The 26,698-nt window shown below is 62.8% G+C and carries 27 protein-coding genes; 18 read left to right on the top strand and 9 right to left on the bottom strand.

The annotated features are described in order from the left end of the window. Positions 1-103 precede the first annotated feature (103 nt). On the top strand, positions 104-310 hold the full coding sequence (locus tag NKJ04_RS28270; protein ID WP_352678588.1) for a hypothetical protein: 207 nt from the start codon (positions 104-106) through the stop codon (positions 308-310). Between the two features lie 39 nt (positions 311-349). Here NKJ04_RS28270 and NKJ04_RS28265 read toward each other — a convergent pair whose 3' ends face one another. Beyond that, positions 350-1,276, bottom strand: a complete 927-nt coding sequence (locus NKJ04_RS28265; RefSeq protein WP_128305062.1) for a LysR family transcriptional regulator — start codon at positions 1,274-1,276, stop codon at positions 350-352. Positions 1,277-1,367: 91 nt separating this feature from the next. On the opposite strand from NKJ04_RS28265, the gene NKJ04_RS28260 reads away from it, so the two are divergent. The 4 genes from NKJ04_RS28260 (at position 1,368) to NKJ04_RS28245 (ending at position 4,582) form a co-directional block, all read left to right on the top strand. Then, positions 1,368-2,261, top strand: a complete 894-nt coding sequence (locus NKJ04_RS28260) for a DMT family transporter (RefSeq protein WP_352678585.1) — start codon at positions 1,368-1,370, stop codon at positions 2,259-2,261. A 157-nt stretch (positions 2,262-2,418) separates the two neighbouring features. Further along, positions 2,419-3,294 (top strand): alpha/beta fold hydrolase, encoded by an 876-nt coding sequence (locus tag NKJ04_RS28255; protein WP_023813565.1) that lies wholly within the window; start codon positions 2,419-2,421, stop codon positions 3,292-3,294. A 58-nt stretch (positions 3,295-3,352) separates the two neighbouring features. Further along, positions 3,353-3,679 carry an antibiotic biosynthesis monooxygenase family protein gene (locus NKJ04_RS28250; protein WP_023813566.1) on the top strand — a complete coding sequence of 109 codons (327 nt, stop codon included), beginning with the start codon at positions 3,353-3,355 and terminating at the stop codon, positions 3,677-3,679. A gap of 12 nt (positions 3,680-3,691) precedes the next feature. Continuing rightward, the gene (locus NKJ04_RS28245; protein ID WP_352678581.1) at positions 3,692-4,582 is read left to right on the top strand and encodes a DMT family transporter; all 891 of its coding nucleotides are present in this window, start codon (positions 3,692-3,694) and stop codon (positions 4,580-4,582) included. A 79-nt stretch (positions 4,583-4,661) separates the two neighbouring features. Here NKJ04_RS28245 and mutL read toward each other — a convergent pair whose 3' ends face one another. Both mutL and NKJ04_RS28235 read right to left on the bottom strand, forming a co-directional pair. Continuing rightward, positions 4,662-6,536, bottom strand: coding sequence for a DNA mismatch repair endonuclease MutL (gene mutL / locus NKJ04_RS28240; protein ID WP_352678603.1), 1,875 nt, complete (start codon positions 6,534-6,536; stop codon positions 4,662-4,664). A 276-nt stretch (positions 6,537-6,812) separates the two neighbouring features. Beyond that, positions 6,813-7,715 (bottom strand): LysR substrate-binding domain-containing protein, encoded by a 903-nt coding sequence (locus NKJ04_RS28235; RefSeq protein WP_127288978.1) that lies wholly within the window; start codon positions 7,713-7,715, stop codon positions 6,813-6,815. Positions 7,716-7,805: 90 nt separating this feature from the next. Here NKJ04_RS28235 and NKJ04_RS28230 point away from each other — a divergent pair, with 90 nt between their 5' ends. The 4 genes from NKJ04_RS28230 (at position 7,806) to NKJ04_RS28215 (ending at position 12,239) form a co-directional block, all read left to right on the top strand. Then, a complete protein-coding gene (locus NKJ04_RS28230; RefSeq protein ID WP_013532332.1) occupies positions 7,806-9,356 on the top strand; it encodes a trimethylamine methyltransferase family protein in 1,551 nt (516 codons plus the stop codon). A 41-nt stretch (positions 9,357-9,397) separates the two neighbouring features. Continuing rightward, complete coding sequence (locus NKJ04_RS28225; RefSeq protein WP_023813570.1) at positions 9,398-11,047, top strand: ABC transporter substrate-binding protein; 1,650 nt, start codon at positions 9,398-9,400, stop codon at positions 11,045-11,047. Positions 11,048-11,143: 96 nt separating this feature from the next. Beyond that, positions 11,144-11,623, top strand: a complete 480-nt coding sequence (locus NKJ04_RS28220; RefSeq protein WP_352553937.1) for a DUF3828 domain-containing protein — start codon at positions 11,144-11,146, stop codon at positions 11,621-11,623. 4 nt (positions 11,624-11,627) lie between these two features. Continuing rightward, a complete protein-coding gene (locus tag NKJ04_RS28215; RefSeq protein ID WP_352678576.1) occupies positions 11,628-12,239 on the top strand; it encodes a hypothetical protein in 612 nt (203 codons plus the stop codon). Between the two features lie 9 nt (positions 12,240-12,248). Here the strand turns inward: NKJ04_RS28215 and queF are convergent, their stop codons facing one another. After that, positions 12,249-12,710 (bottom strand): preQ(1) synthase, encoded by a 462-nt coding sequence (gene queF / locus NKJ04_RS28210; protein WP_010915503.1) that lies wholly within the window; start codon positions 12,708-12,710, stop codon positions 12,249-12,251. Between the two features lie 102 nt (positions 12,711-12,812). Here queF and NKJ04_RS28205 point away from each other — a divergent pair, with 102 nt between their 5' ends. Further along, positions 12,813-14,858: an oxidoreductase gene (locus NKJ04_RS28205; RefSeq protein ID WP_352678573.1), complete on the top strand. Its 2,046-nt coding sequence runs from the start codon at positions 12,813-12,815 to the stop codon at positions 14,856-14,858. A 143-nt stretch (positions 14,859-15,001) separates the two neighbouring features. Here the strand turns inward: NKJ04_RS28205 and NKJ04_RS28200 are convergent, their stop codons facing one another. Then, positions 15,002-15,409 carry a hypothetical protein gene (locus NKJ04_RS28200; protein ID WP_352678570.1) on the bottom strand — a complete coding sequence of 136 codons (408 nt, stop codon included), beginning with the start codon at positions 15,407-15,409 and terminating at the stop codon, positions 15,002-15,004. A 115-nt stretch (positions 15,410-15,524) separates the two neighbouring features. Here NKJ04_RS28200 and NKJ04_RS28195 point away from each other — a divergent pair, with 115 nt between their 5' ends. The 3 genes from NKJ04_RS28195 (at position 15,525) to NKJ04_RS28185 (ending at position 16,728) form a co-directional block, all read left to right on the top strand. Next, positions 15,525-15,950, top strand: a complete 426-nt coding sequence (locus NKJ04_RS28195; RefSeq protein ID WP_128305073.1) for a MarR family winged helix-turn-helix transcriptional regulator — start codon at positions 15,525-15,527, stop codon at positions 15,948-15,950. A gap of 77 nt (positions 15,951-16,027) precedes the next feature. Then, positions 16,028-16,270, top strand: a complete 243-nt coding sequence (locus tag NKJ04_RS28190; protein ID WP_023813576.1) for a type II toxin-antitoxin system Phd/YefM family antitoxin — start codon at positions 16,028-16,030, stop codon at positions 16,268-16,270. Between the two features lie 8 nt (positions 16,271-16,278). Next, entirely contained in the window at positions 16,279-16,728 is a 450-nt protein-coding gene (locus tag NKJ04_RS28185; protein ID WP_023813577.1) for a type II toxin-antitoxin system VapC family toxin, read from the top strand. Here NKJ04_RS28185 and NKJ04_RS28180 read toward each other — a convergent pair. Both NKJ04_RS28180 and NKJ04_RS28175 read right to left on the bottom strand, forming a co-directional pair. Then, entirely contained in the window at positions 16,716-17,441 is a 726-nt protein-coding gene (locus NKJ04_RS28180) for a polysaccharide deacetylase family protein (protein ID WP_352678565.1), read from the bottom strand. The two genes, NKJ04_RS28185 and NKJ04_RS28180, sit on opposite strands and share 13 nt — an antisense overlap. A 133-nt stretch (positions 17,442-17,574) precedes the next feature. Further along, positions 17,575-19,641, bottom strand: a complete 2,067-nt coding sequence (locus NKJ04_RS28175) for a putative bifunctional diguanylate cyclase/phosphodiesterase (RefSeq protein WP_352678562.1) — start codon at positions 19,639-19,641, stop codon at positions 17,575-17,577. 331 nt (positions 19,642-19,972) lie between these two features. On the opposite strand from NKJ04_RS28175, the gene NKJ04_RS28170 reads away from it, so the two are divergent. Further along, positions 19,973-21,160, top strand: coding sequence for a glycine C-acetyltransferase (locus NKJ04_RS28170; RefSeq protein WP_128305076.1), 1,188 nt, complete (start codon positions 19,973-19,975; stop codon positions 21,158-21,160). A 52-nt stretch (positions 21,161-21,212) separates the two neighbouring features. Next, positions 21,213-22,247 carry an L-threonine 3-dehydrogenase gene (gene tdh / locus NKJ04_RS28165; RefSeq protein WP_352678558.1) on the top strand — a complete coding sequence of 345 codons (1,035 nt, stop codon included), beginning with the start codon at positions 21,213-21,215 and terminating at the stop codon, positions 22,245-22,247. An 8-nt stretch (positions 22,248-22,255) separates the two neighbouring features. Here the strand turns inward: tdh and NKJ04_RS28160 are convergent, their stop codons facing one another. Further along, the gene (locus NKJ04_RS28160) at positions 22,256-22,762 is read right to left on the bottom strand and encodes a DUF2380 domain-containing protein (protein ID WP_352678555.1); all 507 of its coding nucleotides are present in this window, start codon (positions 22,760-22,762) and stop codon (positions 22,256-22,258) included. A 154-nt stretch (positions 22,763-22,916) separates the two neighbouring features. After that, a complete protein-coding gene (locus tag NKJ04_RS28155) occupies positions 22,917-23,384 on the bottom strand; it encodes a MarR family winged helix-turn-helix transcriptional regulator (RefSeq protein WP_352611658.1) in 468 nt (155 codons plus the stop codon). An 87-nt stretch (positions 23,385-23,471) separates the two neighbouring features. Between NKJ04_RS28155 and hmgA the strand changes: the two genes are divergently transcribed. The 3 genes from hmgA to NKJ04_RS28140 are packed head-to-tail and all read left to right on the top strand — an operon-like array spanning position 23,472 to position 26,694. Then, positions 23,472-24,785: a homogentisate 1,2-dioxygenase gene (gene hmgA, locus NKJ04_RS28150; protein ID WP_352678552.1), complete on the top strand. Its 1,314-nt coding sequence runs from the start codon at positions 23,472-23,474 to the stop codon at positions 24,783-24,785. Positions 24,786-24,796: 11 nt separating this feature from the next. Further along, a complete protein-coding gene (locus tag NKJ04_RS28145; protein WP_352678600.1) occupies positions 24,797-25,684 on the top strand; it encodes an MBL fold metallo-hydrolase in 888 nt (295 codons plus the stop codon). Next, on the top strand, positions 25,681-26,694 hold the full coding sequence (locus tag NKJ04_RS28140) for a fumarylacetoacetate hydrolase family protein (RefSeq protein WP_352678549.1): 1,014 nt from the start codon (positions 25,681-25,683) through the stop codon (positions 26,692-26,694). The genes NKJ04_RS28145 and NKJ04_RS28140 overlap by 4 nt, the downstream gene beginning before the upstream one ends. The last annotated feature ends 4 nt before the right edge of the window (positions 26,695-26,698 follow it).

Raw genomic sequence — 26,698 nt, 5'->3', positions numbered from 1 at the left:
GAAAGGGCTGAGCCCTGTGCAATACAGAACCCAGCCCTTAAATCTGCCGCCACCTTAAACTGTCCAACTTTAAGGGGTCAGTTCAAAGCTTGCGGGGCTGTCATTGCTGTCGCTTATCCCGCCGCAGGCTCCAGTCCCGCGCAACGCTGCCGCCCTGGGTACATTGGCGGGCAGGCACAGGCCGGCCAATCAATCCCATGGTGCGGTGCCGAACCCTGAGCAGTTGCTGGTGAAAATTGGCTTTGTTTCGATAATGGCCGGTTTTCTGGGAGCCGTGATCCTCGGGTTCGTTCTGTTGTTGCTTCGCTGAGCTTCGAATCGGCCGGTTCTCGATATATGTCCGAGAGGCCTATCGCTCGGCTTCGATAAACGCCTCGATCTTGTCCGGAGCCAGCCCGGCCTCTGCCGCGATGCGGCGGGCGAGGTCGGCGGCTGCGGCACGCGGCCGCCCGATCGGCCGGTCAAGCCAGTAGGACACCGGATTGAGCGCGGTGCGCTCATCGACGGGAGTGATGCGGCCCGATTGCAATTGATGCCCGGTCAGGGGTGGGCGTGCCAGCGCGATGCCCAGCCCATAGGCGGCGGCGTCGAGCACCAGATTGTAGTCCTCGAAGCGGCGGTCCTGCGGGCGCGGGCGATAATCCATGCCTTGCGCGGCAAACCAGGCGCGCCAGGCAGACGCGTCGGAATCGTTGATCAGCGGATATTTGAGCAGCCGGGCCGGGTCGCCGCGGCCGATCTCGCGGGCAAGCCCGGGTGACGCGACGGGGAAGACATGTTCCTCGAAAAGCTGCACCGAGACGCGGCCCGGAATGCCGCCGCGTCCACAGCGGATGGAGAGATCGATACCCTCATCGGCAAGGTCGGCCTGGCGGATGTCGACATCGAGCACGATGCGCAGCTTCGAGGGATTGTTCTCCAGAGCCGCCATGCGCGGCATCAGCCACAGTCCGCTGACCGAGGGGATCGAGGTCAGTCGCACCACGGCGGTGCCACGCGGCTCGACCCAGCGGTCGGAATGGGTCGATATCAGCGCAAAGGCTTCCGCCGTGCGCAGATGCAGCCGGTTCCCCTCGATCGTCAGCGAGACGCCGCGCGCACCACGGTCGAAGACTTTCAATCCCAGCCAGTCCTCGAGCTTGGCGATCTGCCGGCTGACGGCGCCATGGGTGATGTTGAGCTTTTCGGCGGCCGCCGAAAAGCTGCCTGTCCGCGCCGCCGCATCGAAGGCGCGCAGCGTCTCGAGCGGCACCATTGTGTCCGAGCTGTGATCCATAGTCACAGGTGATCCTCGATTTGGTCGTTTGTCAACTGGCCTGAAATGGCGTTTTCTGCCTCTCAGGACCGAAGAATGCGAGGGCAGTGAGATGAGCGCGATGACGGGAACGTTGAATTCGACACAGCGGATGGACACCACGGCAGCCATTGCTGTCGCGCTGACGGTGGTCGGCTGGGCTTCTGCCTTTCCCGCCATCCGAGCCGGTCTCGCCGCCTTCGGACCGCTGGAATTGGGTGCATTGCGCTTTGCCATCGCCGCGGTGCCGGCGGCGATCTTCCTGGCCGTCAAGCGCCCGGTGCTGCCCAGGCTCGACGAAGTGTGGCGCCTTGTCTTTGGCGGCGCCATCTTCGTCGGGCTCTATACCGTCATGCTCAATTTCGGCGAACTGACCGTCTCGGCCGGTGCCGCCGGCTTCATCATCAATGTCAGCCCGATCTTCACCGCCATCATGGCGATGGTCCTGCTGGGCGAGCGCTTTTCGGGCATGGCCTGGGCCGGCACGGTGATTTCCTTCGCCGGCATTGGCGTCATCGCCATGGCCGACGGGCATGGCCTGTCTTTCAACACCGGTGCTCTTCTGGTGCTTGGTTCGGCCTTGTGCTCGGCCGTCAACACTATCGTCCAGAAGCCGCTGTTTGCCCGCCATCATCCGTTGACCATTTCGGCTTCGAACATGGTGCTCGGCGCACTATGCTTGGCGCCCTTCCTGCCGTCGGCCTTTTCGCAGGCGGCGGTTGCCGACACGGCAGGCCTCGGCGCCGTCATCTTTCTTGGCATCGTGCCCAGCCTGATCGCCTATGCCGCCTGGGCGACCGCGCTGTCGCGTCTGCCCGCCGCACGTGCCTCCAACTTCCTCTATCTGGTCTCGCCGATGTCCGCGCTGATCGGCTTCTTCTGGCTGGGCGAAGTCCCGACGCTGCTCGGCATAATCGGCGGCGCGCTGGCGCTGGGCGGTGTCATCGTGGTGAATTTGAAGAGATGATTTGGTAAGTCGGAGCCATTCCCCGGGCGGGAGTTGCGCCTTTGCCTGCCTTGCTGGTCATCCGGAGATCCGGCCTGATCCATATTGCCGTTTCCCTCATTCGGAACGATCCCTCGGTCAAAGGCGTTTAGCCGGTGTTTATTCGACGGAGGTCCGAATGCCGGGTGCAACGACGCACCGACGCATGCAACTGGATGATCTATCCATTTTTTATCGCGAGGCAGGGCCGCCAGAAGCACCTGTCTTGCTGTTGCCGCACGGCTATCCCTGCTCTTCGTTCCAATTCCGCCGACTGATGCCGGCGCTCGCCGACCGCTGGCGAACGATTGCATTCGACTGGCCGGGCTTCGGATACAGTGGCACACCAGATCCGGCCGCCTTTGGCTATGATTTCGACGCCTATTCCGACGTGCTTTCCAAACTTGCCGGTGAATTCGGTCTCGAACGCTACGCCTTGTGGCTGCATGATTATGGCTCGCAGATAGGACTCCGGCATGCGATCTCGCATCCGGAGCGGATCAGCGCCCTGATCATCCAGAACGGCGACATCTACGAGGACGTGCTTGGCCCCAAATACGCCACGATCAAGGCTTGGTGGACCGACAAGACGCCCGACAGGCACCGTCCGCTCGAGGCCGCCGTGAGCGAGGATGGGTTCCGGGCCGAGTTCATCGGGGAAGTGGCTGACGACGTTGCCACGCGCGTGCCGCCCGATCTCTGGAGCCTTCACTGGCCATTGATGAACACGCCGGTTCGCCAGCAGATCGCCGTCGGTCTGATGGAGAAGCTGGAAGCCAATCTGACCTGGTTTCCGCGCTACCAGGCTTATTTGCGTGAATACCACCCGCCCACGCTGATCCTTTGGGGGCCAGAGGACGGCTATATGCCCGCGGCGTCGGCACGGGCCTATCATCGCGATCTGCCCGATGCGGAACTGCATCTGATCGAAGGGGCGGGTCACTGGCTGCTCGAGACACATTTCGACGACGCGATGCCGCTGGTCCGCGAGTTCCTGGCTCGTGTTCACGCCTGATCCCACCCGGCGTCGCTTGCTGCGCTCAGTTGCTGTCCCCTGTCTGAAGGAGAACCTCATGCCGACCAAACCGACCATCGCGCGCATCTGGCGCGGTCGCACCCGCCGCGACGTCGCCGACGCCTATGAGCCATACCTGCGTGCCGAGGGTATTCCGCCCCTCGAGAAGACGGCGCTTGGCGTCCAATTGCTGCGCGAAGACCGCGATGCCGAGACGTGGTTCACAACCATCTCGTATTGGGCCGACATGCAAGCGATGACGGCCTTTACCAGAGGCGAACCGACCAAAGTCCATCATCTGGACCGCGATGCCGAGTTCCTGATCGAGCTGCCGGAGCGGATCGACATCCACCGGATACTTGTCGATCGTCAGGGACTGCGCTGAGCGGCGAATCTGGTGGTTCGCAATCTCGCCTTCTTCGCGGTGATGTCGCTGATCTGGGGGCTGACCTGGGCGGCGATCAAGCTCGGTCTCAATGACGTGCCTCCGCTACTGCTGGCGGCGGCGCGCTATTTGCTGACCGCCGCGCTTCTGGCAACAGCGGTGCGTGGAGCCGGCGCGGCATTCGCCCACGGGCGAACGGGGCGAACGGTGGTCTCGGCATTGCTGGTCAATACCGGCACCTACGGTCTGCTTTTCTGGGGAATGCAGCACGTGCCCTCGGGATTGTCGGGGCTGGTCAACCTGGCGCTGATCCCGATCCTGCTGTTCGCGATTGCCGCATTCACCGGCGAGGAGCGACCGACCTGGCGCCACGCTTCCGCGCTCGCTATCGGCAGCATCGGGCTGGTTGGGCTGTTCTGGGCGCGGCTTGGCGCGGGAAGCAGTTCGAGCGGCATCGGGCTCGCTGCGATCGTCGTTGCGACCGCCTGTTATTGCTTCGGCAGCGTGGTTTCGCGCCCGCTGGTGGGCGCGGTCAAACCACTGGCGCTGACAATGGTCCAGGCTGCGATCGGCGGTGTTGCACTGCTTGCGCTGTCGCTCGTGCTGGAGCCGATCTCGGGTGAGACGCTCGAGGCGCTGCACACGCCGGCCGCCATCGGCAGTCTGCTGTTCCTGTCGCTGTTTGGCACGATCGTCGCCTATACGCTCTATCTCGTGCTGATGCGTGATTGGGGCACCGTCCGTGCCGGGCTCTACGCCTTCGTTTCGCCGATCGTCGCTTTGGCGGCAGGAGCCTGGCTTTTCGGCGAGGCGGTCGGCTGGGCTGAAATCGCCGGTGCGATCCTCCTGCTGGCGGCGGCTGCGATCGCGCTGCTCAGGCCGCCAGGCGAAAATCGCGGGTGACGGCATTGTCGGCCGGCCTGGGACCTTCTTGACGTGCCGGCATCGAGCGGCGAAGCGATGGCCCGCAATCCGTCCGCAGCTATCGCCGCCCGAAAAGCCGCTCGATATCCGCCAGCTTGAGTTCGATATAGGTTGGCCGGCCGTGGTTGCAGGTGCCCGAGCCGGGCGTCGCCTCCATCTGCCGCAGCAGGGCATTCATCTCCTCGGCCTTGAGCAGGCGGCCGGAGCGCACAGAGCCGTGGCAGGCCATGGTCGCGGCTATTTTGTCCAGCCGCTCCTTCAGCGTGTCGACCGTGTCGTTGTCGGCGATCTCGTCGGCGAGGTCGCGCACCAATTGCCCGACATTGGTCTCGCCCAGCATCGACGGCGTCTCGCGCACGGCGACGGCGCCGGGGCCGAAGCGCTCGATGCCGAGACCGAAGCGGGCCAGCGTTTCCGAATGCAGCGCAAGCCGCTCGGCATCCTCCTCCGGCAGGTCGATGATCTCGGGCAGAAGCAGCATCTGCGAGGGCACCGGGCGCGAGTGCAGCGCATTCTTCAGCGCCTCGTAGACCAGCCGTTCATGCGCCGCATGCTGGTCGACGATGATGAGCGAATCCCTGGTCTGGGCGACGATGTAGTTCTCATGCACCTGGGCGCGCGCCGCGCCCAGCACCGCGCCGAGCAGGGTCTCGGCCGCTTCATCCTGCCCTGCGCGTGCATCGGCGCTGGCAAGCGAACCGGCATCGAAAGCCGCTTGCTCGTTTTCACGCAAGCCGCGCTGCTCGAAGCCCGCACCCTCGAAACCCATATCGAGCGGCCGCTGCGACGACCGGACAGGATCGAAGCCGGACGGACCCGACGCGCGGTAGGCCGCGTCGTAGCTGCGGTGGCCGTTTGCCGGTCCGCTGTGGCCGTAGGATGCGGCCCCTGGCCGGAACGCCGCCATCATGCCGGCGGCCCCCGTGGTGGCGGCGCGGACGCCGGCATCGGCCAGTGCCTGTCGGATTGCCCCGACGATCAGTCCGCGCACAAGGCCGGGATCGCGGAAGCGCACATCGGCCTTGGCCGGATGGACATTGACGTCGACGATGGCCGGGTCGAGCGTCAGGAACAGCACCGTCACCGCATGGCGGTCGCGCGGCAAGACGTCGGCATAGGCACCGCGTATGGCGCCGGCGATCAGTTTGTCGCGCACCGGACGGCCGTTCACATAGGCATATTGCTGCAGCGCGTTGGCGCGGGTGAAGGACGGGATCGACACGTGGCCGGTCAGATGCACGCCTTCGCGCATCGCGTCGAGGGCAATGGAATTGTCCGGAAAGTCGGCACCCATCACCTGAGCGACACGGCGCAGGCTGCCTGCGGCGTTGTCATCCGCCGCCGGCAATTCCAGCGTCGAGCGGTCCGAGCCGGCCAGCGTGAAGCGCACGGCGGGGAAGGCGATGGCGATGCGCTTGACCACATCGCTGGTGGCCGAGCTTTCGGCGCGCTCGCCCTTCATGAACTTTAATCGGGCCGGCGTTGCGAAGAACAGGTCGCGCACCTCGACCGTGGTGCCGCGATTGGCCGCCGCCGGCCTGACAGGCAGGACGCGGCCACCCTCGATGCCGATCTCGGCGGCGCTGTCACTTGCTGCCGTGCGCGAGCGGATCGACAGTCGCGACACCGAGCCGATCGACGGCAGCGCTTCGCCGCGGAAGCCCAGCGAGCGGATGTCGTTGATATCCTCGGTCAGCTTGGAGGTGCAGTGACGTGCGATTGCCAGCGCCAGCTCCCGTTCGGGAATGCCGGAGCCGTCATCGGTGACGCGGATCAGGTTCAGCCCGCCGCCGGCTGTGACGATCTCGACGCGTGAAGCACTGGCATCGAGCGCATTCTCGACCAGTTCCTTGACCACGCTCGCCGGACGTTCGATGACTTCGCCGGCGGCGATCTGGTTGATCATCGTTTCGGAAAGCTGGCGGATGGGCATGGCGCCACTATAGGCGGATTCGACGCCGATGAGGAAGCATTCGATGTCGGCGGAATAGCGATGATGCTGGCGGGACAGCACCCCCCTCTGGCCTGCCGGCCATCTCCCCCGCAAGGAGGGAGATCGGATGTCGCCACGGCTTTCGCCAATCTGCAGCGCTGCAGGAAGGGTGGCGAGGCTGGAACTGCCAATCTCCCCACTTGCGGGGGAGATCTCCGGCAGGACAGAGGGGGGTGCTGTCCCGCCGACTTCCAAGGGACTGGGAGGCACTGCCCCTCATGCCTGAGCGGCCAGCCAGTCGCGCACCTTGCGGGCGTTGTCGCTGAGTTCCCGGTTCTTCGGCCAGACGACATAGAACGCCTTGCCGGTCTTCAGCACATGATCCGTCACCGGCACCAGCAAGCCCGACGCCAGCAACCGCTCGGCGAGGTGCCGCCAGCCGAGCGCGATGCCTTGGCCTTCCATGACGCCCTGGATCACCAGGCCGTAATCGTTGATGCGCAGGCCGCGCGCGGTATCGCTGAGATTGGCGCCCGCCGACTGGAACCATTCGTCCCAGCTGGCCGCCTCGCGATACGGCTCCTCCAGATGAATGAGGCGGTGCGTGGCCAGTTCGGCAGCGGATTTGGGCAGGCCGAACTTTGCCGCATAGCTGGTGCCGGCGACGGGAAATATCTCCTCGTCAGCCAGCGGCAACGAGTGATAGTCCGGCCAGTCCCGCGGCGCGCCGCCGCGCACGCCGAGCGGAATGCCTTCGGCGATGATGTCGAGGTCGCGGTCGGCGGTCTGGATACGCAGGTCGATGCCCGGCAGTTCGTCGCGGAACTGCTGCAGGCGCGGCATCATCCAGAACGAACCGAAGGCGGTCGAGGCGGCCAGCGTGACATGACCGCCGGTTGCCTGCAGGCGCAGATCCTCCGCCGATTTGCGGATGTGCGAAAGCCCCAACGAGACGTCGGCATGGAAGCGCTCGCCGGCCTCGGTCAGGAGAACCTGGCGGTGGCGGCGCTGGAACAGCTTGGCGCCCAGCTGTTCTTCCAGCCCGCGCACGGCATAGGAGACGGCGGCCTGCGTCATGCCGAGCTCGCGGCCGGCGGCGGTGAAGCTCGACAGCCGCCCGGCCGCCTCGAAGACGATCAGGCTGCCGGCCGAAGGCAGGAGGTGGCGCAGGCTTCGCATAAGCTGAGCTTATACAAGAGATCAGGATTTTCCAGCGTCACATCACCATTTCGTCGCGCTAGGCTCCTTCATGAGTGGAATGGAGTTGCCATGAACGCACCGGCCCCTGAAGTGACCGAACATGCCAACCGCCGCAGTGGCGGCCGCCTGGGGCGCAAGGCGCTGCGCGGAGCCCCTGTAACGTCGTTCCCGACCCTGGTCCGCCAGATCCCCGTCTACCAGATGGTCCCCGATGAGGCGGTCGAGCTGATCCACGAGGAGTCGCTCTTGATCCTCGAAGAGGTGGGATGCGAATTCCGCGACGACGAGGCTATCGCGCTGTGGAAGGCGGCGGGCGCGGATGTCTCGGAAACTCGTGTGCGGATCGACCGGGCCCTGCTGATGGAACTGGTATCGAAGGTCCCGTCGGAGTTCACGCTCAATGCGAGGAATCCGCAGCGTACGGTGCGGGTGGGCGGCAACAATACCATCTTCGTGCCGATGTATGGCGCGCCCTATGTGCGTGACCTCGACAACAACAGGCGCTACGGCACGCTGGCCGACCTCAACAATTTCCACAAGCTCGCCTACATGGCGCCGGCGCTGCATTCATCGAGTTCGGTCATTTGCGAGCCGATGGAAATCGCGGTACCGAAGCGTCACCTCCACATCATCCATTCCGCGCTTAAGCATTCCGACAAGCCGTTCATGGGCATCGTCACGTCCAAGGAACGGGCGGAAGACACGATGGCGATGGCGGGCATCGTGTTCGGCGAGGATTACGTCCGCGACAATCCGGTCCTGGTGTCCATCACCAACTGCAATTCGCCGCTGGTGTGGGACGCCACCATGCTGGACGCGATGAAGGTCTATGCCCGAAGCAACCAGCCGCTGATCCTCGCACCCTTCGCACTGTGCGGCGCCTCGACTTCGGCGTCCGCCGTGGGCGCGGTTGCGCAGGTCAATGCGGAAGCGCTGGCGGGCGTCGCCTTCACGCAACTGCTGCGCCCAGGGTCGCCGCAGATCTACGGGCAGTTCATGGTCACGGTGGACATGAAGACCGGCGCTCCGATGGGCGGCACGCCCGAGGCGGCGCAGATGATGTATCTGATGGGAGCCTTGGCGCGGAAATACCGGCTGCCGTGGCGCACGTCCGGCTTTCATGTCGGGTCGAAGCTCAACGACGCCCAGGCGGGTTACGAGGCGAACATGCTGATGCATGCCGCCATCCTCGCCGGCGCCAACTACATCTGGCACTCCGCGGGATGGCTCGAGGCCGGCCTGACCTGCGGCTATTCGAAATTCGCCACCGACTGCGAACAGCTCATCGGCTGGTACAAATATGCCGGCGGTCTGCCGTTCGACGATTTCAAGGAAGCCATGGCGGCCATCCGCGAGGTGGGACCGCAGGGCCATTTCCTCGGCACCCAGCATACGCTCGAACATTTCGAATCCGCCTTCTTCATGCCCTCGATCATGGACTTCAATTCGTTCGAACAGTGGAAGGCGGAAGGGGCGAAGGACCACGACACGCGCGGCCGCGAGAAGGCGCGCAACATGCTGGCGGATTACGAGGAGCCGAAGCTCGATGAAGGCATCGCCGATGGCCTGATGGATTTCATCGCGCGGCGCGAGGAGAGGCTGCCGGACAGCGTCAGTTGACGCGAAGAACCAAGATCAAGGGAACCAGACGGGAGGAAAAAATGGCATTCTTCAGAAGCAGTGGCGATCGCGTGCCGAGCGCTATCGAGGCAATGGCGGTCGAAGCACGCGCGGGTCGTGTCGACCGGCGCGAGTTCCTGGCGCTGGCAAGCGCCTTCGGCGCATCGACGGCGCTTGCCTATGGCATGATCGGTCTTGCCGTGCCGGATCGGGCCTTGGCCGAAGAGCCGAAGAAAGGCGGAACGCTGCGCGTCTCGATGTCGGTGAAGGGGCAGAAGGATCCGCGCACCTACGACTGGGTTGAGCTGGCGAACATTTCGCGCTGCTGGCTGGAGCCGCTTGTCCGCTACACCAGGCAGTTCACCTTCGAGCCGGTCCTGCTCGAAAGCTGGGATATCAATGACGACGCCACCGAATATGTGCTGCATGTGCGCAAGGGCATCACATGGAACAACGGCGATGCCTTCAACGCCGATGACGTCGCTCACAATCTGACGCGCTGGTGCGAGAAGAATGTCGCCGGCAATTCCATGGCCGCCCGTGTCGGCGCGCTGATCGACACAAAGACCGGCAAGGCCAGGGATGGTGCGATCACCAAGGTCGACGACAACACGGTCAAGCTGAAGCTAAGCGAACCAGACATTTCACTGATCCCGAATTTCACCGACTATCCGGCGCTCGTCGTCCATCGCAGCTTCGATGCCGATGGTGCCGATCCGATCAAGAAGCCGATCGGCACGGGACCGTTCGAACTGGTCTCCTACGATGTCGGCCAGAAGGCGGTCGTCAAGCGTCGTGAGAATGGCAAATGGTGGGGTGGTGAAGCGCCGCTCGACAGCGTCGAGTTCATCGACTACGGCACCGATTTCAACGCCACCGTTAACGCGTTCGAATCGGGTGAGATCGACCTCAATTTCGAGTCGCCCGCCGACTTCATCGACATTCTCGACAAGATGGATCTGGTGAAATCGGAGGTGGCGACGGCGACGACGCTGGTTGCGCGCACCAACATTACCCACAAGCCCTATGACGACAAGCGGGTGCGCAACGCCCTGCAAATGGCCGTCGACAACAATGCGGTCCTCCAACTTGGTTACGCCGGGCGAGGCACCCCTGGTGAAAACCACCACGTTGCCCCGATCCATCCGGAATACTATCCGCTGCCCAAGAAGACACGCGACGCCGCCGGCGCCAAGAAGCTGATGGCGGAAGCCGGACAGGCTGACTTCGAGCATGAGCTGATCACCATCGAGGACGATTGGCAGAAGAATACCGGCGACGCCATTGCCGGCCAGCTGCGCGATGCCGGGATTAAGGTGAAGCGCACGGTGCTGCCGGGTTCGACCTTCTGGAACGACTGGACGAAATATCCCTATTCGATGACGATCTGGTACATGCGCCCGCTTGGCGTCCAGGTGCTGGCGCTCGGCTATCGCACCGGCGAGGCCTGGAATGAATCGGCATATTCCAACCCCGATTTCGACGCCAAGCTCAAGCAGGCGCTATCGCTCATCGACGTGGAGAAACGACGCGAGGTCATGAAGGATGTCGAGCAGATCCTGCAGGATTCGGGCGTCATTATTCAGCCGTTCTGGCAGAAGCTCTACAGCCATCAGAACAAGAAGGTGAAGAACTATGGTGTCCACCAGACATTCGAGATGGACCTTCAGAATGTCTGGCTGGACGGCTGAAACAAGGCGCTGCAGGACTTCATGAGCCGCAAAAAAGCCGATATGCAGGATACGTGGTATTGATAGGCTCAAGCCATCAAAAGCCGGAGATTCTGCATGAGACTGACAGTGCTCGTTGCCGCCCTTTCGATAGCCCTTCCGGCCGGCGCCGTCGCCGGACCGGCGTCCGACGCGGTGAAGTTCTTCTATGTCCCGGCGGTCAAGTTCGAGGCCGACGAACAATATCGGGACCGGTTCACCGAACCGGTGACGAAACTGTTCGAGCTGAACGACCAGGCAACGAAGAAGAACCCGGACCAGGTCGCCTGCATCGATTTCGATCCTGGTCTCGACGCCCAGGATTTCGATCAGAAAACCGTCTCGAAAACGCTGAAACTGTCTGAGAAGCTGGATGGCGATAACGCACAGGTCACGGCATCCTTCAGCTTGTTTTCGGAAGGCGACGATTCCAAACGTGAAATGCTCTGGTCGCTCAAGAAGATCGACGGCAAGTGGAAGATATCGGACATCGCTTCCAAGACCAGCGACTGGACGCTCAGCGCGCTGGAATGCATGGCCGGCCAGGCGCCGGAGTGAAGCGATGGCCCATCGCCGGTTCCTGGCGCTGTCGGGTGTGTGCCTGCTGGCGGCTCTGAGCGGCGCCACCGCGCAAGGCCTGTTGGGTGCGCCGCCGGCAAACGCCCCGGCCGGCACCCAGCCGGGCGACAGCGGGGCACCGCCCGCAAATACGCCGGGCGGAGCGGCGGAACCGGTCACGCCGCCGGTTGGATGGTCGCCGGCCGAAGCCGCGCCGGCCGCACCGATCCAGCCGGGCTCGCCGACCGCTGTGGTGCGGCCGTTTTACGATCAGGTCGGGCTGGAGATCGATCCAGCCGAGCGAAGCCATTTCATCGATCCGGCCAAAACCGTGCTCGACAAGAGCGACGCCTTGCGCAAATCCGGGCAGGGCGAGTGCCTCGACCCCAACATGGCGCTCGACAATGCCGATTACGACAAGGCCGAGATCGACAAGAGCCTGAAGACGCTCGAGGCGATCAACGGCGACCAGGCCAAGGTCATCGTCGCCTTCGTCATATCGGGCAACCCGCACCGGCTGGAATGGAAATTCAAGAGGGTCGACGGCGACTGGAAGATATCGGACCTGCTGTCGGTGACCGGCGAATGGGCACTCAGCCAATATCAGTGCGAATGATGGGCGAGCTCAACCCCGCCCGCGATAGGGCGCCACCCCGGTGTCGGGCAGCCAGGCGCCTTCGGGCGGAGCGCCGGTTTGCCAGAACACATCGATCGGAATGCCGCCGCGTGGATACCAATAGCCGCCTATGCGCAACCACAGCGGCTTGGTTGCCGCCACGATGCGGCGGCCGATCATGACGGTGCAGTCTTCATGGAAGGCGCCATGGTTGCGAAACGAGGTCATGAACAGCTTGAGCGACTTCGATTCCACCAGAGCCGCATCGGGTGCGTAGTCGATGACGATATGGGCGAAGTCCGGCTGGCCGGTGACTGGGCACAGCGAGGTGAATTCCGGGCAGGTGAAGCGCACGATCGCCGGCGGGCCGTCGCCGCGCGAAAACGGTACGGTCTCCAGGACCGCTGCTTCGGGGCTTTGTGGCGTCTCGACGTGCGCGCCGAGCTGGGTGAGGGTTTTGGTGTCGATCATGGGCCCAATCCTTGTCGCATGCGCCCGCAGTTGCTTGCGGGACGACATGCTTGAAAACGAATTTTGCCGCTCATTAGCACAATTTGAAACCGCAGGAAGACGATGACCAGCAACGATCCGCTTCTCCAGCCCTACCAGCTCAAACATTTGACGCTGAAGAACCGGGTCATGTCGACCAGCCATGAGCCGGCCTATTCCGAGGACGGCATGCCGAAACAGCGCTACCGGCTCTACCATGCAGAGAAGGCCAAGGGCGGCATGGCGCTGACCATGACCGCCGGCTCGGCGATCGTCTCGCGCGACAGCCCGGCCGCCTTCGGCAATCTGCATGTCTATGACGACAGGATCGTGCCGTGGCTGGCCGAGCTCGCCGACGCCTGCCACGAGCACGACTGCAAGGTGATGATCCAGATCACCCATCTCGGCCGCCGTACCGGCTGGAACAAGGCCGACTGGCTGCCGGTGCTCTCGGCCTCGCCGGTGCGTGAGCCGGCGCATCGCGCATTCCCGAAGACGATCGAGGACTGGGACATCGAGCGCATCGTCGCCGACTATGCTTCAGCCGCCCAGCGCTGCGAGGCCGCCGGCCTCGACGGCATCGAGTTCGAATCCTACGGCCATCTGATGGACGGCTTCTGGTCGCCGGCCACCAATCATCGCGACGACGAATTCGGCGGCTCGCTGGACAATCGCCTGCGCTTCACCAACATGGTGCTCGATGCCGTGCGGGCAGCTGTCGGCGACAAATTCGTCGTCGGCATCCGCATGGTCGCCGACGAAGATTTCGAAAAAGGCCTGTCGAAGGCGGAGGGGATCGAAATCGCCAGGCGGCTGGCGGGCTCCGGCAAGGTCGATTTCCTCAACATCATTCGTGGCTCGATCGAGAGCGATGCGGCGCTGACCAAGGTCATCCCGGTAACCGGCATGCGCTCTTCGCCGCATCTTGATTTCGCCGGAGAGGTGAGGGCGGCGACGAAATTCCCGACCTTCCACGCGGCGCGCATATCCGACGTGGCCACCGCACGCCACGCCATCGCCACCGGCAAGCTCGACATGGTCGGCATGACCCGCGCCCATATCGCCGATCCGCACATCATCAAAAAGGTGATGGAGGGGCGCGAGCATGAGATCCGCCCGTGCGTGGGCGCCACCTATTGTCTCGACCGCATCTATGAGGGCGGCGAAGCGCTTTGCGTCCACAATGCCGCGACCGGCCGCGAGGCCGAAATCCCGCATATCATCGTCAAGACCGAAGGACCGAAGCAGAAAATCGTGGTCGTCGGAGCCGGCGCCGGCGGGCTGGAGGTTGCGCGGGTCGCGGCCGAGCGCGGCCACAAGGTGATGGTGCTTGAAGCATCGAGCCAGGCCGGCGGCCAGGTGCGATTGGCGACGCAGAACCCGCGCCGCAAGGAGCTGATCGGTATCATCGACTGGCGGCTGGCTGAACTCGACCGGCTCGGCGTCGAGATCCGCTACGACACTTGGGCGGAAAAAGACGATGTCCTGGCGCTGTCGCCCGATGTGGTGGTGGTCGCTACCGGCGGTCTGCCGCAGAACCCGCCGCTGACGGCCGGCGACAACCTTGTCACCTCGAGTTGGGACATCATGGCCGGCAGCGTCAAGCCGGCCGAAAATGTGCTGCTCTATGACGACAATGGCGGCCATCAGGGCATGGGCGCCGCCGAACTGATCGCCAATAATGGCTCGAAACTCGAGCTTGTATCGCCGGAGCGTTTCTTTGCCCCGGAAATGGGCGGCATGAACCATGTGCCCTATATCAGGGCTTTTCAGGAAAAGGGCGTCACCATCACCATCAACACGCGGCTGCGTTCGGTGCGGCGCGAGGGCAATCAACTGATCGCAGAGCTGGCTTCGGATTTCGCCGATGGCTGGCGCGGCGAGCGCAGGGTTGACCAGGTGGTGGTCGAGCACGGTACGCTGCCGCTCGATGATCTCTACCTATCGCTGAAGCCTCTGTCGAAGAATGGCGGTGCGGTCGACTACGAGCGGCTGGTGAGTGGTGGCGACATCTTTCCCAAGCGCAATCCAGAAGGCGGCTTCGTGCTGTTCCGCATCGGCGACGCGGTAGCCTCGCGCAACATCCACGCCGCCATCTATGACGGCATCAGGTTCGGTTTGCGAATCTGACTTTCGTCATCGTGAAAATTGTGGCACGCCGCCGGACCTGCGTACGAGAGCCCGTGTACTTCGGTCTGGCCGCGCGCCCGCACGTCATTGGCTCGTCGCCAGACAACGTACGATTCTGTGAGCTTGTGCTGCGTGGGCGGCGCTCAAAACATTCTGGCCGTGGCCATGCACAGCACGGTCAGCACCAGCAGCCCCCCGGCGATGCGCTCGCCTCTTGTCATCTTCGCGCGCAACTGGCTTTCCGTTGCCGCATCGGCACCGGCAAGCTGCCTACTGGCTGAGCCCACCAGCGCGCCTTGCACGCCGGCGGCGATCAGGGCCGTCACGATGCCCAGCGCCAGCACCTTCTCCATCGAGCCGAAAACGCCCTCGTGAAAGAAATACCAGAGCAGTATGCCGGTCAGGAAAACCAGACCGGCAGCGCCCATTTGCGGCCGGAAGAACCGTTCCGCCCGGATGTCCGGGTCACGGCCGACCGCGATGGTCGTGCCTGCCCAGAAAACACCGGCCATGAGATGAAGGCCGATAACGACGATGTAGACATATTGCATAACCGGATTTCCTCTTTAGCCCGCCATCTCTCGGTAATTAGATATCAAATGGTTAGATGTCAATGTATAAGTCGCGCCAGTTCCATCCGTGCATGACACCGTCTAGTGTCCTGCAATGACACCCTTCGAACGCCCGCCAGTCGGCATGAATCTCGGACGAACCGCCAAGCTGGTTGCCCAGGCCTTCGACGCTGCCCTGGTCGAGGCCGGTGGCACGCTGCCGGTCTGGCTCACTCTGCTGTCGGTCAAGTCGAGCAAGCTTGCCAATCAGCGTGAACTCGCCGGCATGATCGGCATCCAAGGCGCGACGTTGACCCACCATCTCAACGCGATGGAGGCGCAGGGCCTGCTGACGCGCCGCCGTGATCCCGTCAACCGCCGGGTTCATCTGGTCGAACTGACCGCGGCCGGAGAAGCGATGTTCGAGACATTGCGTAAGGCTGCGCTTTCCTTTGACAAGCGGCTGCGGGTCGGACTGTCCGACGAGCGGCTGGCGGAGTTCGCGCAGGTGCTGGCCGTGTTGCGGGCGAATGTGGGATGATCTTGGGGGGATCGACAGGCCTTGTTTGATCCGAGTTGCTCTGCTATATGACCACTCTAGTCATTTTGGAGCAAGCTATGCGCGAGATTCAGTTGAAGGATGCCAAGGCAACACTTTCAGCGGTGGTCGATCAAGCCGTCGCCGGGACGCCTGCCGTCATCACCCGTCACGGGCGCAAGCAGGCTGTCATTCTGTCTTTCGAAGACTATGAAAGGCTTTCGCGCGTGCCAAGTTTTGGACAATTGTTGGCGGCCTTCCCTGGTGACCTTGGCGATATTCCGCCTCGTTCCCGCAAACCGGCTCGCAAGGTCGCGTTGTAACGCGGTCGATGTTTCTGCTGGATACCAATATCATCTCGGCAATGGCGCCGTCCAAGAAAGCGGATCGGCATGCATTGGCGACTTGGCTCGACCAGGCGAGCAACCATCTGTTCCTGTCCGTTGTCACCGCATCCGAAGTTGCCGCTGGAATAGCGAAGGCCGAACGTGAGGGTGCGACAACAAAGGCGAACTCGCTGCGCGGCTGGTGGCAAGCGGTTCAGCACCTTTATGGAGAAAGAGTGCTTCCCTTCGATTTGCGCGCCGCGCATGCTGCCGGACTAATCCTGGATCGGGCGAGGGCGCACCGGCCTGGATTTGAAGACATAGCGATCGCTGCCACTGCCGAGGTTCATGGTTTAACGATACTGACGGACAACGAGCGTCATTTCGCGCCACTTGGTGTGCCAATGCTCAATCCGCTGAAGAGCCTGCCGTCTTTGCCGGCTCAGTCGTCGTAGCCCTGGATTGTCCCAAAAGTGTAATGGCGCAGCTTCAGAGCGGTGATCAGGTTTGTCAGCTTCGTCTTGCCGTCGAACGCGTTCTGGAACATCTCGTCATGCATCAGCAGGATCAGCTTGCCGGGCTTGACGAAGCGGCCATAGCCGAACAGGTGATCGATCTCGCTGACCAGATGATCGACGCTCTGCACCGGCTCGCCGTTGTCCTTGTGCACCCATTCATGGTCCCAGCCGTAGAGATAGAAGCCTGAGGCCGCGACAAACTCGTAATCGGGCTCTTCACGCCCCTCCTGGGCGAGGCCACGCGAAGTGTCGTTCTTCGACATGGAGGGCAGCCTGAACACGTCGCGCCCCGGCAGGGGCTTCAACCCGAGCACCGCGTTTGCCCGTACCATGTCGGCGACGACACCCTCGGTGTCGCCGTAAAAATGCCGGTAGTGATTGTAAGCATGGCTGTAGCTGTGGTTGCCGAGCGTCACCAAAGGAAGCTGCCTGGCACGCTGGACGAGCGCTCTGTTGGCGGCGCTAGCCTGTGCGTGCATGCCGACCATGAATAGGGTTGCAGGAACCTGCTCGGCTTCCAGCACATCGAGGATGTTGCTTGTGCCGTTCAGCGGCCCATCGTCGAAGGTAAGATAGATTATGCGATCGGCCCCTTGGGCGGGAACCGCAAAAATCAAAAGCGCCGCCAGCACAAACCGAAACGGTGTCATCGGCCCCGATATCCGGTTGCGATCACGACAAGGCCGCCATGTCCACAACGGCTTGTCAAGGCGAGCCGGTGCATGTCGCCCAAAAGTGCGCAGCGGTTTTGGGATAACGACATGCACAAACAAAAAGGCAAACCTATGCCAGGCTTCCTTGCAGCACCGTCAGCTTGGCCTTCTTGGGCATGCGGGCGGTCAGCCATTCCAGCGCCTTGTCGTGCGGCATCGGGAAGGCGATGGAGTAGCCCTGCACCTGGTCGCAGCCGATCGCCATCAGCGAATTGAGCTCGGCCTCGGTTTCGGCGCCCTCTGCGACGATCGAGATGCCAAGGCCACGCGCCAGCTCGGTGATGGCGCGGACGATCTTCGAGTTGTCGCCATTCTCATGGATGTTCTGGACGAAGCGGCGATCGATCTTCAGCCGGTCGATCTCGTTCGGGTTGACATGGCTGAGCGAAGCATAGCCGGTGCCGAAATCATCGAGTTCAAGATGGACGCCGGCTGCCCGGATGTGCCGCAGCTTGGCCGCGATGCCCGTCTTTTCGTCGTCGAGGATGACGGATTCGACGATTTCCAGCGACAGTTTCTGCGGCGGCAGCCCCGCCTTTTCCAGCGTCTCGAACAAGAACGCATCGAAATCGTGCTCGCGCAGCTCGGTGCCGGAAACATTGACGGCAAGCCGTCCGAAGGCAATGCCGGCGCGATTCCATTCGGCGGCCTCGTTGATCGCCTTGGTGATGACGATGCGGCCGATCTCGGGCATGAAGCCGCATTTCTCGGCGACCGGAATGAACTCGCCGGGCGGGATCATGCCGCGCTCCGCATGGTTCCAGCGCACCAGCGCCTCGATGCCGCTGATCGTGCCGTTGGTCAGCGAAACCTGCGGCTGGAAATAGACCTGGAACGCCCGCTCCGCGATGGCGACCTTGATGTCGTGCTCGAGCTGCTTGCGATAGTCGAGTTCGCGGCGCAGCTCCTCGGAGAAGAAGGAGAAGTTGCCGCCGCCAAGCTTCTTGGCGGAGTAAAGCGCCAGATCGGCGTGGACCAGCAAATCCCCAGCATTGTCGGCGTCGATCGGATAGACCGCGATGCCGGCGCTGGCGCCTGGGAGAATGGTCGTGCCCTGGAAGACGATCGGCTCGTTGATGTGTGCCAGGATGCGCCGCGCCAGCATATTGATGTCTTCGGTGCCGCCGGCGCCGCCGAGGATCATGACGAACTCGTCGCCGCCCAGGCGCACGCACAGATCCGACGCCCGGCAGGAATCGCGCATGCGCTGTGCCGTGACGACCAGCACATAGTCGCCGGCGGCGTGGCCGAGCGTATCGTTGATCTGCTTGAATCGGTCGAGATCGAGCTGGACGACGGCAAGGCGTTCGCGACGCCGGTGCGTGCCCTTGATCAGCGTGTCGAAATGATCGGTCAGGAACGTGCGGTTGTGCAGGCCGGTGAGGCCGTCATGCACCGCGATGAAGGCCATGGAATTGCGCGCGTCGATCAATTCATGCGTCTTGCGCAGGATGGCGTTCGACATCGGCCTGAAGATGAACAGCGCCACCAGTATGATGACGCCGATTGTGGCGTAGAACAGCGTGCGATGGAGAGCGAGCAGCTTCTCGGAGCGGTCGTCGGCGTCGGCAGTGATGCGCTGGCCGAGCGCGGCATAGCCCGACAAGGTCGCATTGGCGACAGAGGCGTCGAGATTGACGCGCTCGCCGCCGCCCTTGTAACCGCCATTGCCGCTGAATTGCGATTCATAGGCCGAGATCAGGCGGTCGCCATTGGCGATCAGCCCGACCGAGAAATAGTCGAGGTGGAAGGGCTTGGCGAAAAGGACGCTTTCGATCGACTTCGGGTCGAGCTTGGCCGGCGATTGCGGATCGGCTCCCGTCTGATCGAGCAGCAGGTCGTAGTTCGTCTCGAACTCCGCCGTTGCCTGCTTGAGCGCGCTGACCAGCGCCGGTTGCTTGTCGCGTGAACCGGCACCCGTTGCGCTGGCAAGGAAGACGATGCGCTGCGACAGCGTCTTTTGCGTGCTGACGATGTCGAGCAAGTTGTGATTGTGCTGTTGGGTGGCCATCATCTGCTGCAGCAGGATGAAGGAGGCGATCACCATGGCCGCAATGATCAGCAGGGCCAGCCAATAGCCAGCCTTGATCAGCAGTATGAGCTTGCCTGAAACGGTTTGCACCGGCTGCTGCGACATTTTCGGGGGCGGCCCTCTCGCCTACGGATTCTTGCCTAAAGATTCTTGTATGAGCACCATTGAACTGCAAACGTTAACAGGACCGGAAATCGACGGCTGCCCGGCGAGGGGCGGCTGTCGAAAGATCGCGAAATGGTTATCGGCTCGTTTAGCGCCGTACCGGCATTTGAGCGGTCATCGGCCAGAACCCTTTGTCGCGGCGTCGTTTCCGCGGCGGCATGATGATCGACATCGGGCCCGCATCGTGCTGCTTGCCACCGGTCCGGTCGTTTTTGCGATGGATTTTTCGCGCGGACGAGACGACAGTCAGCCCACATCAACGAGGCCGACCATGACCGCAGCATTCCTCTCCCACATCGACAGCGAACTCGTGGGGCTCAAATCGGCAGGCCTCTACAAGTCGGAGCGGGTGATCACTTCGACGCAGTCGGCCGAGATCGAGGTTGGCGGCGACAAGGTGCTGAATTTCTGTGCCAACAACTATCTCGGCCTCGCCGATAGCGCCGATTTGCGCAATGCTGCCAAGCAGGCGCTCGACCGCTATGGCTACGGGATGGCATCGGTGCGCTTTATCTGCGGCACGCAGGAAGAGCACAAGCAGCTCGAATCCACGATTTCCTCTTTCCTCGGCATGGAAGACACCATCCTTTACGGCTCCTGCTTCGATGCCAATGGCGGCCTGTTCGAGACGCTGCTGGGCGAGGAAGACGCCATTATCTCGGATGCCTTGAATCATGCCTCGATCATCGATGGCGTGAGGCTGTCGAAGGCCAAACGTTTCCGCTACGCCAACAACGATATGGCCGATCTCGAGGCGCGACTGAAAGAAGCCCGGGACTGCCGCTTCCGGTTGATCGCCACCGACGGCGTGTTTTCGATGGATGGCATCATCGCCAATCTCAGGGGTGTCTGCGACCTCGCCGAGAAATACGACGCCATGGTGATGGTCGACGACAGCCATGCCGTCGGCTTCGTCGGCCAGAACGGCCGCGGTTCGGCCGAGCATTGCGGCGTCGAGGGCAGGGTCGACATCATCACCGGGACGCTCGGCAAGGCGCTCGGCGGCGCGTCGGGCGGTTATACATCAGGCAAGAGCCAGGTGGTCGACTGGCTGCGCCAGCGCTCGCGGCCCTACCTCTTCTCCAACACGCTGATGCCGGCGATCGCCGGCGCTTCGATCAAGGTGTTCGAACTGATCAAGGACGGCGATGGGCTGCGCGACAAACTCTACGACAATGCGGCGCGCTTCCGGTCGCAGATGGGCAAACTCGGCTTCACGCTGGCCGGAGCCGATCATCCGATCATCCCGGTGATGCTGGGTGATGCCAGCCTGGCGCAGGAGATGGCGGCGCGCATGCTGAAGCGCGGCATCTATGTCATCGGCTTCTCCTTCCCGGTGGTGCCGAAAGGGCAGGCCCGCATCCGCACGCAGATGTCGGCGGCCCATTCCAGCGCCGATATCGACCGCGCGGTGGAAGCGTTTGCCGCCGTCGGGCGCGAACTCGGGGTCATTTCCTGAAAGGCCGGAATCGAAAAGCGCTTCCGGATCAAGAGATTCAAGGGACAAAAGCATGTCGAACATGATGAAGGCGCTGGTGAAGGCCAAGGCCGAGCCAGGCATCTGGATGGAAGAGGTGCCGGTGCCGGAGATCGGCCCCAACGACGTGCTCATCAAGATCAAGAAGACGGCGATCTGCGGCACCGACGTGCATATCTACAATTGGGACCAGTGGGCGCAGAAGACGGTGCCGGTGCCGATGGTCACCGGCCATGAATTCGTCGGCACCGTTGCCGATTTCGGCGCTGCGGTCACCGAATACAAGGTTGGCAAGCGCGTGTCGGGCGAAGGCCACATCGTCTGCGGCCATTGCCGCAACTGCCGGGCGGGCAGGGGGCATCTGTGCCGCAACACGCTCGGCGTCGGGGTCAACCGTCCGGGCGCTTTCGGCGAGTATCTGGCGATCCCGCAGCACAATGTCGTGCCGATCCCCGATGATGTGCCCGACGAGATCGCCGCCATCTTCGATCCCCTGGGCAATGCCGTTCACACCGCATTGTCCTTTGATCTGGTCGGCGAGGATGTGCTGGTGACCGGCGCCGGGCCGATCGGCATCATGGGCGCGCTCGTCGCGCAATGCGTCGGCGCGCGCAAAGTGGTCATCACCGACATCAACCCGGTGCGGCTGGCGCTGGCCAAGAAACTCGGCGTCCAGCATGTCGTCGACGCCTCGAAGGAAAAGCTGCGCGACGTCATGCCGGCGCTTGGCATGACCGAGGGGTTCGACGTCGGCCTCGAAATGTCGGGCGCCGCCCCCGCTTTCCGCGACATGATCGACACCATGAACAATGGCGGCAAGATCGCCATTCTGGGCATCGCGCCGACCGGCTTCGAGATCGACTGGAACAAGGTCATCTTCAAGATGCTGCATCTCAAGGGCATCTACGGCCGCGAGATGTTCGAAACCTGGTACAAGATGATCGCGCTTGTGCAGGGCCCGCTGGATGTCTCCGGCCTGATCACGCACCGCATCGGCATCGACGATTTCCAAGCCGGCTTCGATGCGATGCGCAGCGGCAGTTCCGGCAAGGTGGTGATGGACTGGTAGATGCCGCCCTACCGCAGAATTCTGTTTTTCATCAGCCATTTCACGGAGCGGGGCCACGCGTGGTTCGCACCCATGCGAAGATCGGTAAACCCCTCCGAAACATGTCTCCCGGTTTCGGCGTCAAGGATGCGAATGAACATAGTATGTTCTGTTCGGTTGACGCGCGTTACGACGCCAAGCAAGGCAAGCGACGCGCCGTGCTCCTTGGCAATCGGGCCTTCACAACCAGCGCAGTTGCGCAATCCGTGCGGCGCAGCAGCCTGTGTATCCCTCGCCGGCACATCAATTACTGTAAAACCCCCAGACTGGGAGAGCATGTCCCTCGCAACTTGTGCCGATTCCGACAGATAGCGCCTGTCATATTCATCCGGGGGAATTATTCCCGCCCCGGCGCTCTTATCCTCCAATTCGAAAGGGAACACTTCGATCGACATCGGCTTTGTCTGCTGGGCCTGCGCAAATGTGCAGGTGCCTACAAGCAGCGTCACCAGGACACTTAATGTGCGAATGCTCATCGTAGTCCTCCCGTCGGTGTGATGGGCATTATACGCGGCCTGACAACGCAAATCACGATCAAATCGAAGGCAATGCTATGCTTTGGCTGTGGTGGGAGCTCCCACGCAGTCTCGCTCGAACTCTGTCGTTCAGAGTGATTGGCTTGATCTTGGACTAGCTCGGGACCAGACTGGTCTCCAATGCAGCCAGTCCGCTGGTGATCGCCGCGCGCTCTTCAGCACTTAGTCTTGCCAGCAAATCCCGTTCGAACGCCTTCGCCAGCGGCACCATCTCGCGATAGGCGGCAAGCCCCGTTCCGGTCAGCGTCAAATGTTCGATACGGCGGTCTTTTTCGTCCGGTTTTCGCGTCAGCCAGCGACGCCGTTCGAGTTCGGCGACAGCGCGCGAAACCTTTGTCTTGTGCATGGCCGACTGTTCGCCCAGCGCCGTCGCCGTCATCGTGCCACGCTGTCCGAGCCCGGCCAGCGTGCGCCATTCGGGACGCGTGAGGCCGTGACGATCCTTGTATATCCTCGAGAATTCCCGGCTGACGGCCTCGGCAAGCCGGTGCAGCCGGTAGGGCAGGAAATTTTCCAGATTGAGAATTTCAGGCGCGTCGGACGCTTCGCTCTTGATCACCATTTTTCAAAGTCGCCATTGATGGTTACATTTTCAATGGTTACAAATGAAACCAGTTTGGTCAATTGATATCCATTTCGGGAGGAAGCCATGGCCTTTTCCTATATGCCGGGCTTCGGCAACGACTTCGAAACCGAGACGCTGCCCGGTTCGCTGCCGCAAGGACGGAATTCCCCGCAGCGGCCGGCCTACGGCCTCTACGCCGAGCAGCTTTCGGGCTCGCCCTTCACCGCGCCGCGCGGCACCAATGAGCGCTCCTGGCTCTACCGCATCCGGCCAAGTGTGAAGCACACCGGCCGCTTCAAGCCGGCGAGCTATCCCTTGTGGAAGAGCGCGCCCAATGTCGGTGATCACGAACTGGCGCTTGGCCAGTACCGCTGGAATCCGGTGCCGATGCCGAAGGAGCCGACCGATTTTATCAAGGGCATGCGCAGCATCACCACATCAGGCGACGTGCTCGGTCAGGCGGGCATGGCAGCGCATGTCTATGTCGCCAACACCTCGATGGTCGACGACCATTTCTTCAACGCCGACGGTGAATTGCTGGTCGTGCCGCAGGTCGGCGCCTTGCGTTTGGTCACCGAGATGGGCGTCATAGAGCTTCGGCCCGGCGAGATTGCCGTGCTGCCACGCGGTCTGGTCTTCAAGGTCGAGCTGGGCGACAAGGAAGTGCGCGGCTATGTCTGCGAGAACTACGGCGCCAAGCTGACGCTGCCCGACCGTGGCCCGATCGGCGCCAATTGCCTGGCCAATCCGCGCGATTTCAAGACGCCTTGCGCCTGGTTCGAGGAGAAGGAAACGCCGTGCCGGCTGACGGTGAAATGGTGCGGCAATTTCCATGTCACCGAGATCGGCCATTCGCCGCTGGACGTCGTTGCCTGGCACGGCAATTACGCGCCCTACAAATATGATCTGGCGACCTTTTCGCCGGTCGGAGCGCTGCTGTTCGACCATCCCGACCCGTCCATCTTCACGGTGCTGACCGCACCGAGCGGCGAGGAGGGCACGGCCAATATCGACTTCGTCATCTTCCCGCCGCGCTGGCTGGTGGCCGAAGATACCTTCCGGCCGCCCTGGTACCACCGCAACATCATGAGCGAGTTCATGGGCCTGATCCATGGCCAGTACGACGCCAAGGAAGAAGGCTTTGTGCCCGGCGGCATCAGCCTGCACAATCTGATGCTGGCCCATGGGCCGGATGCGCCTGGCTTCGAAAAGGCCTCGCGCGCGGACCTGAAACCGGTCAAGCTCGACAACACCATGGCGTTCATGTTCGAGACCCGATTTCCGCAGATGCTGACCCGCTACGGCGCCGAACTCGAAACCCGGCAGGACAATTACATCGACTGCTGGGCGGATCTGAAGAAGCGTTTCAACGGCACGCCCGAGGGCGACTGGTCTTGAGCACCGAGCCAATGCCTGATCGGTTGGTGCTTTTGGGCTCGAAGGGTGGCCCGGCATTGCGGCCGGGTGGTCCATGGCCGAGCTCGTCGCTGCTGCAGATGGGCGGCCGCTGCATCGTCATCGATTGCGGCCTTGGCGTCACGCGGGGTCTCGTTGATGCCGGCATCAGCCTGATATCGCTCGACCTGGTCTTTATCACGCATCTGCATTCCGATCATGTGCTGGAGCTGGGGCCGCTGATCCACACCGCCTGGACGGCGGGTCTGGCGGCGCCGGTCCACGTGTTCGGTCCGCCCGGCACGGATCATTATTGGCAGCGCTTTTGCCAGGCGATGGAGTTCGATATCGAAATCCGCATCGTCGACGAGGGCCGGCCGGATATTCGAGACCTGGTTTCGATCGTCGAATTCGGCGAAGGCCAGGTGCTCGAGCAGGGCGGCTTGACGGTTTCGGCGCTGCGCGTCGAGCATCCGCCGGTGACCGACTGTTTTGCCCTGCGCTTCGAACACGGCGGGAAAAGCGTGGTGTTCTCCGCTGACACGGCCTTCTATCCGCCGCTCGCGGAGTTCGCCCGGAGTGCGCATATCCTCGTCCATGAAGCCATGCTGGAGGAAGGCATCGAGCGGCTGGTGGCCAGGACCGGCAATGGCGCGCGGCTGAAAGAGCATCTGCTTGCCAGCCACAGCTTTGCCGAAGAGGCCGGCAGCATCGCCAGCGATGCCGGCGTGAAGAGGTTGGTGCTCAACCACCTCATTCCGGCCGACGATCCCGGGATCGGCGAGGCCGACTGGACTGACGCTGTCAGGAAAACATGGGCCGGCGACTTGACGATCGCCCGCGACGGCCTTGTTGTGGAGTTAAGCAGCGAGAAAGCTGCACAAGGAGAGGAAACTGCATGAAGCTTGCCACATTGAAGGACGGGACGCGCGACGGAAAACTCGTCGTCGTCTCGCGCGACTTGACACGCTTCACCGACGCCTCGTTCCTGGTGCGCACGCTGCAGGCGGCGCTCGACGACTGGCGCCGCATCGCCCCGCATCTCGCGACAATAGCGGAATCGCTTGAGAACAATGCGGTGCCGGCGGAGCGCTTCCACGAGCATGACGCCCACTCGCCGCTGCCGCGCGCCTATCAATGGGCCGACGGCTCGGCTTACGTGAATCATGTCGAACTGGTGCGCAAAGCGCGCGGCGCCGAGATGCCGGCAAGCTTCTGGACCGACCCGCTGATCTACCAGGGCGGCTCGGACGCCTTCATTCCGCCACGTGACCCGATCCGCATGGCTGACGAAGGCTTCGGCATCGACATGGAGGGCGAGGTCGCCGTCATTGTCGACGACGTGCCGATGGGCGCCACTCTCGAAGAAGCGCGCGCTGCGATCCGGCTGGTCATGCTGGTCAATGACGTCACGCTGCGCGCGCTCACCGGACCGGAACTGGCGAAGGGGTTTGGTTTTTTCCAGTCAAAGCCGTCCTCGGCGTTTTCGCCGGTCGCGGTGACGCCGGACGAACTGGGTGACGCCTGGGACGGCGGCAAGGTCAGCCTGCCGCTGCTTGCCGATCTCAACGGCAAGCCGTTCGGCCGCGCCAATGCCGGTGTCGACATGACCTTCGACTTTCCGGCGCTGATCGTTCACGCGGCAAGGACACGGCCATTAGCCGCCGGCACGATCATCGGTTCCGGCACCGTCTCCAACAAGCTCGACGGCGGGCCGGGCAAGCCTGTCTCGGCCGGCGGCGCCGGCTATTCCTGCATCGCCGAATTGCGCATGATCGAGACCATTGTGTCAGGCGAACCCAAAACGCCGTTCCTGCGCTTCGGCGACACGGTGCGCATGGAGATGAAGAACAAGACCGGGCATTCGATATTCGGCGCCATCGAGCAGAAGGTCGAGAAATACGAGAGGTGAGGGC

It is taken from the genome of Mesorhizobium sp. M0618 (assembly GCF_040320765.1).
Lineage (GTDB): Bacteria > Pseudomonadota > Alphaproteobacteria > Rhizobiales > Rhizobiaceae > Mesorhizobium.
This window is presented reverse-complemented; position numbering and strand designations above follow the sequence as displayed.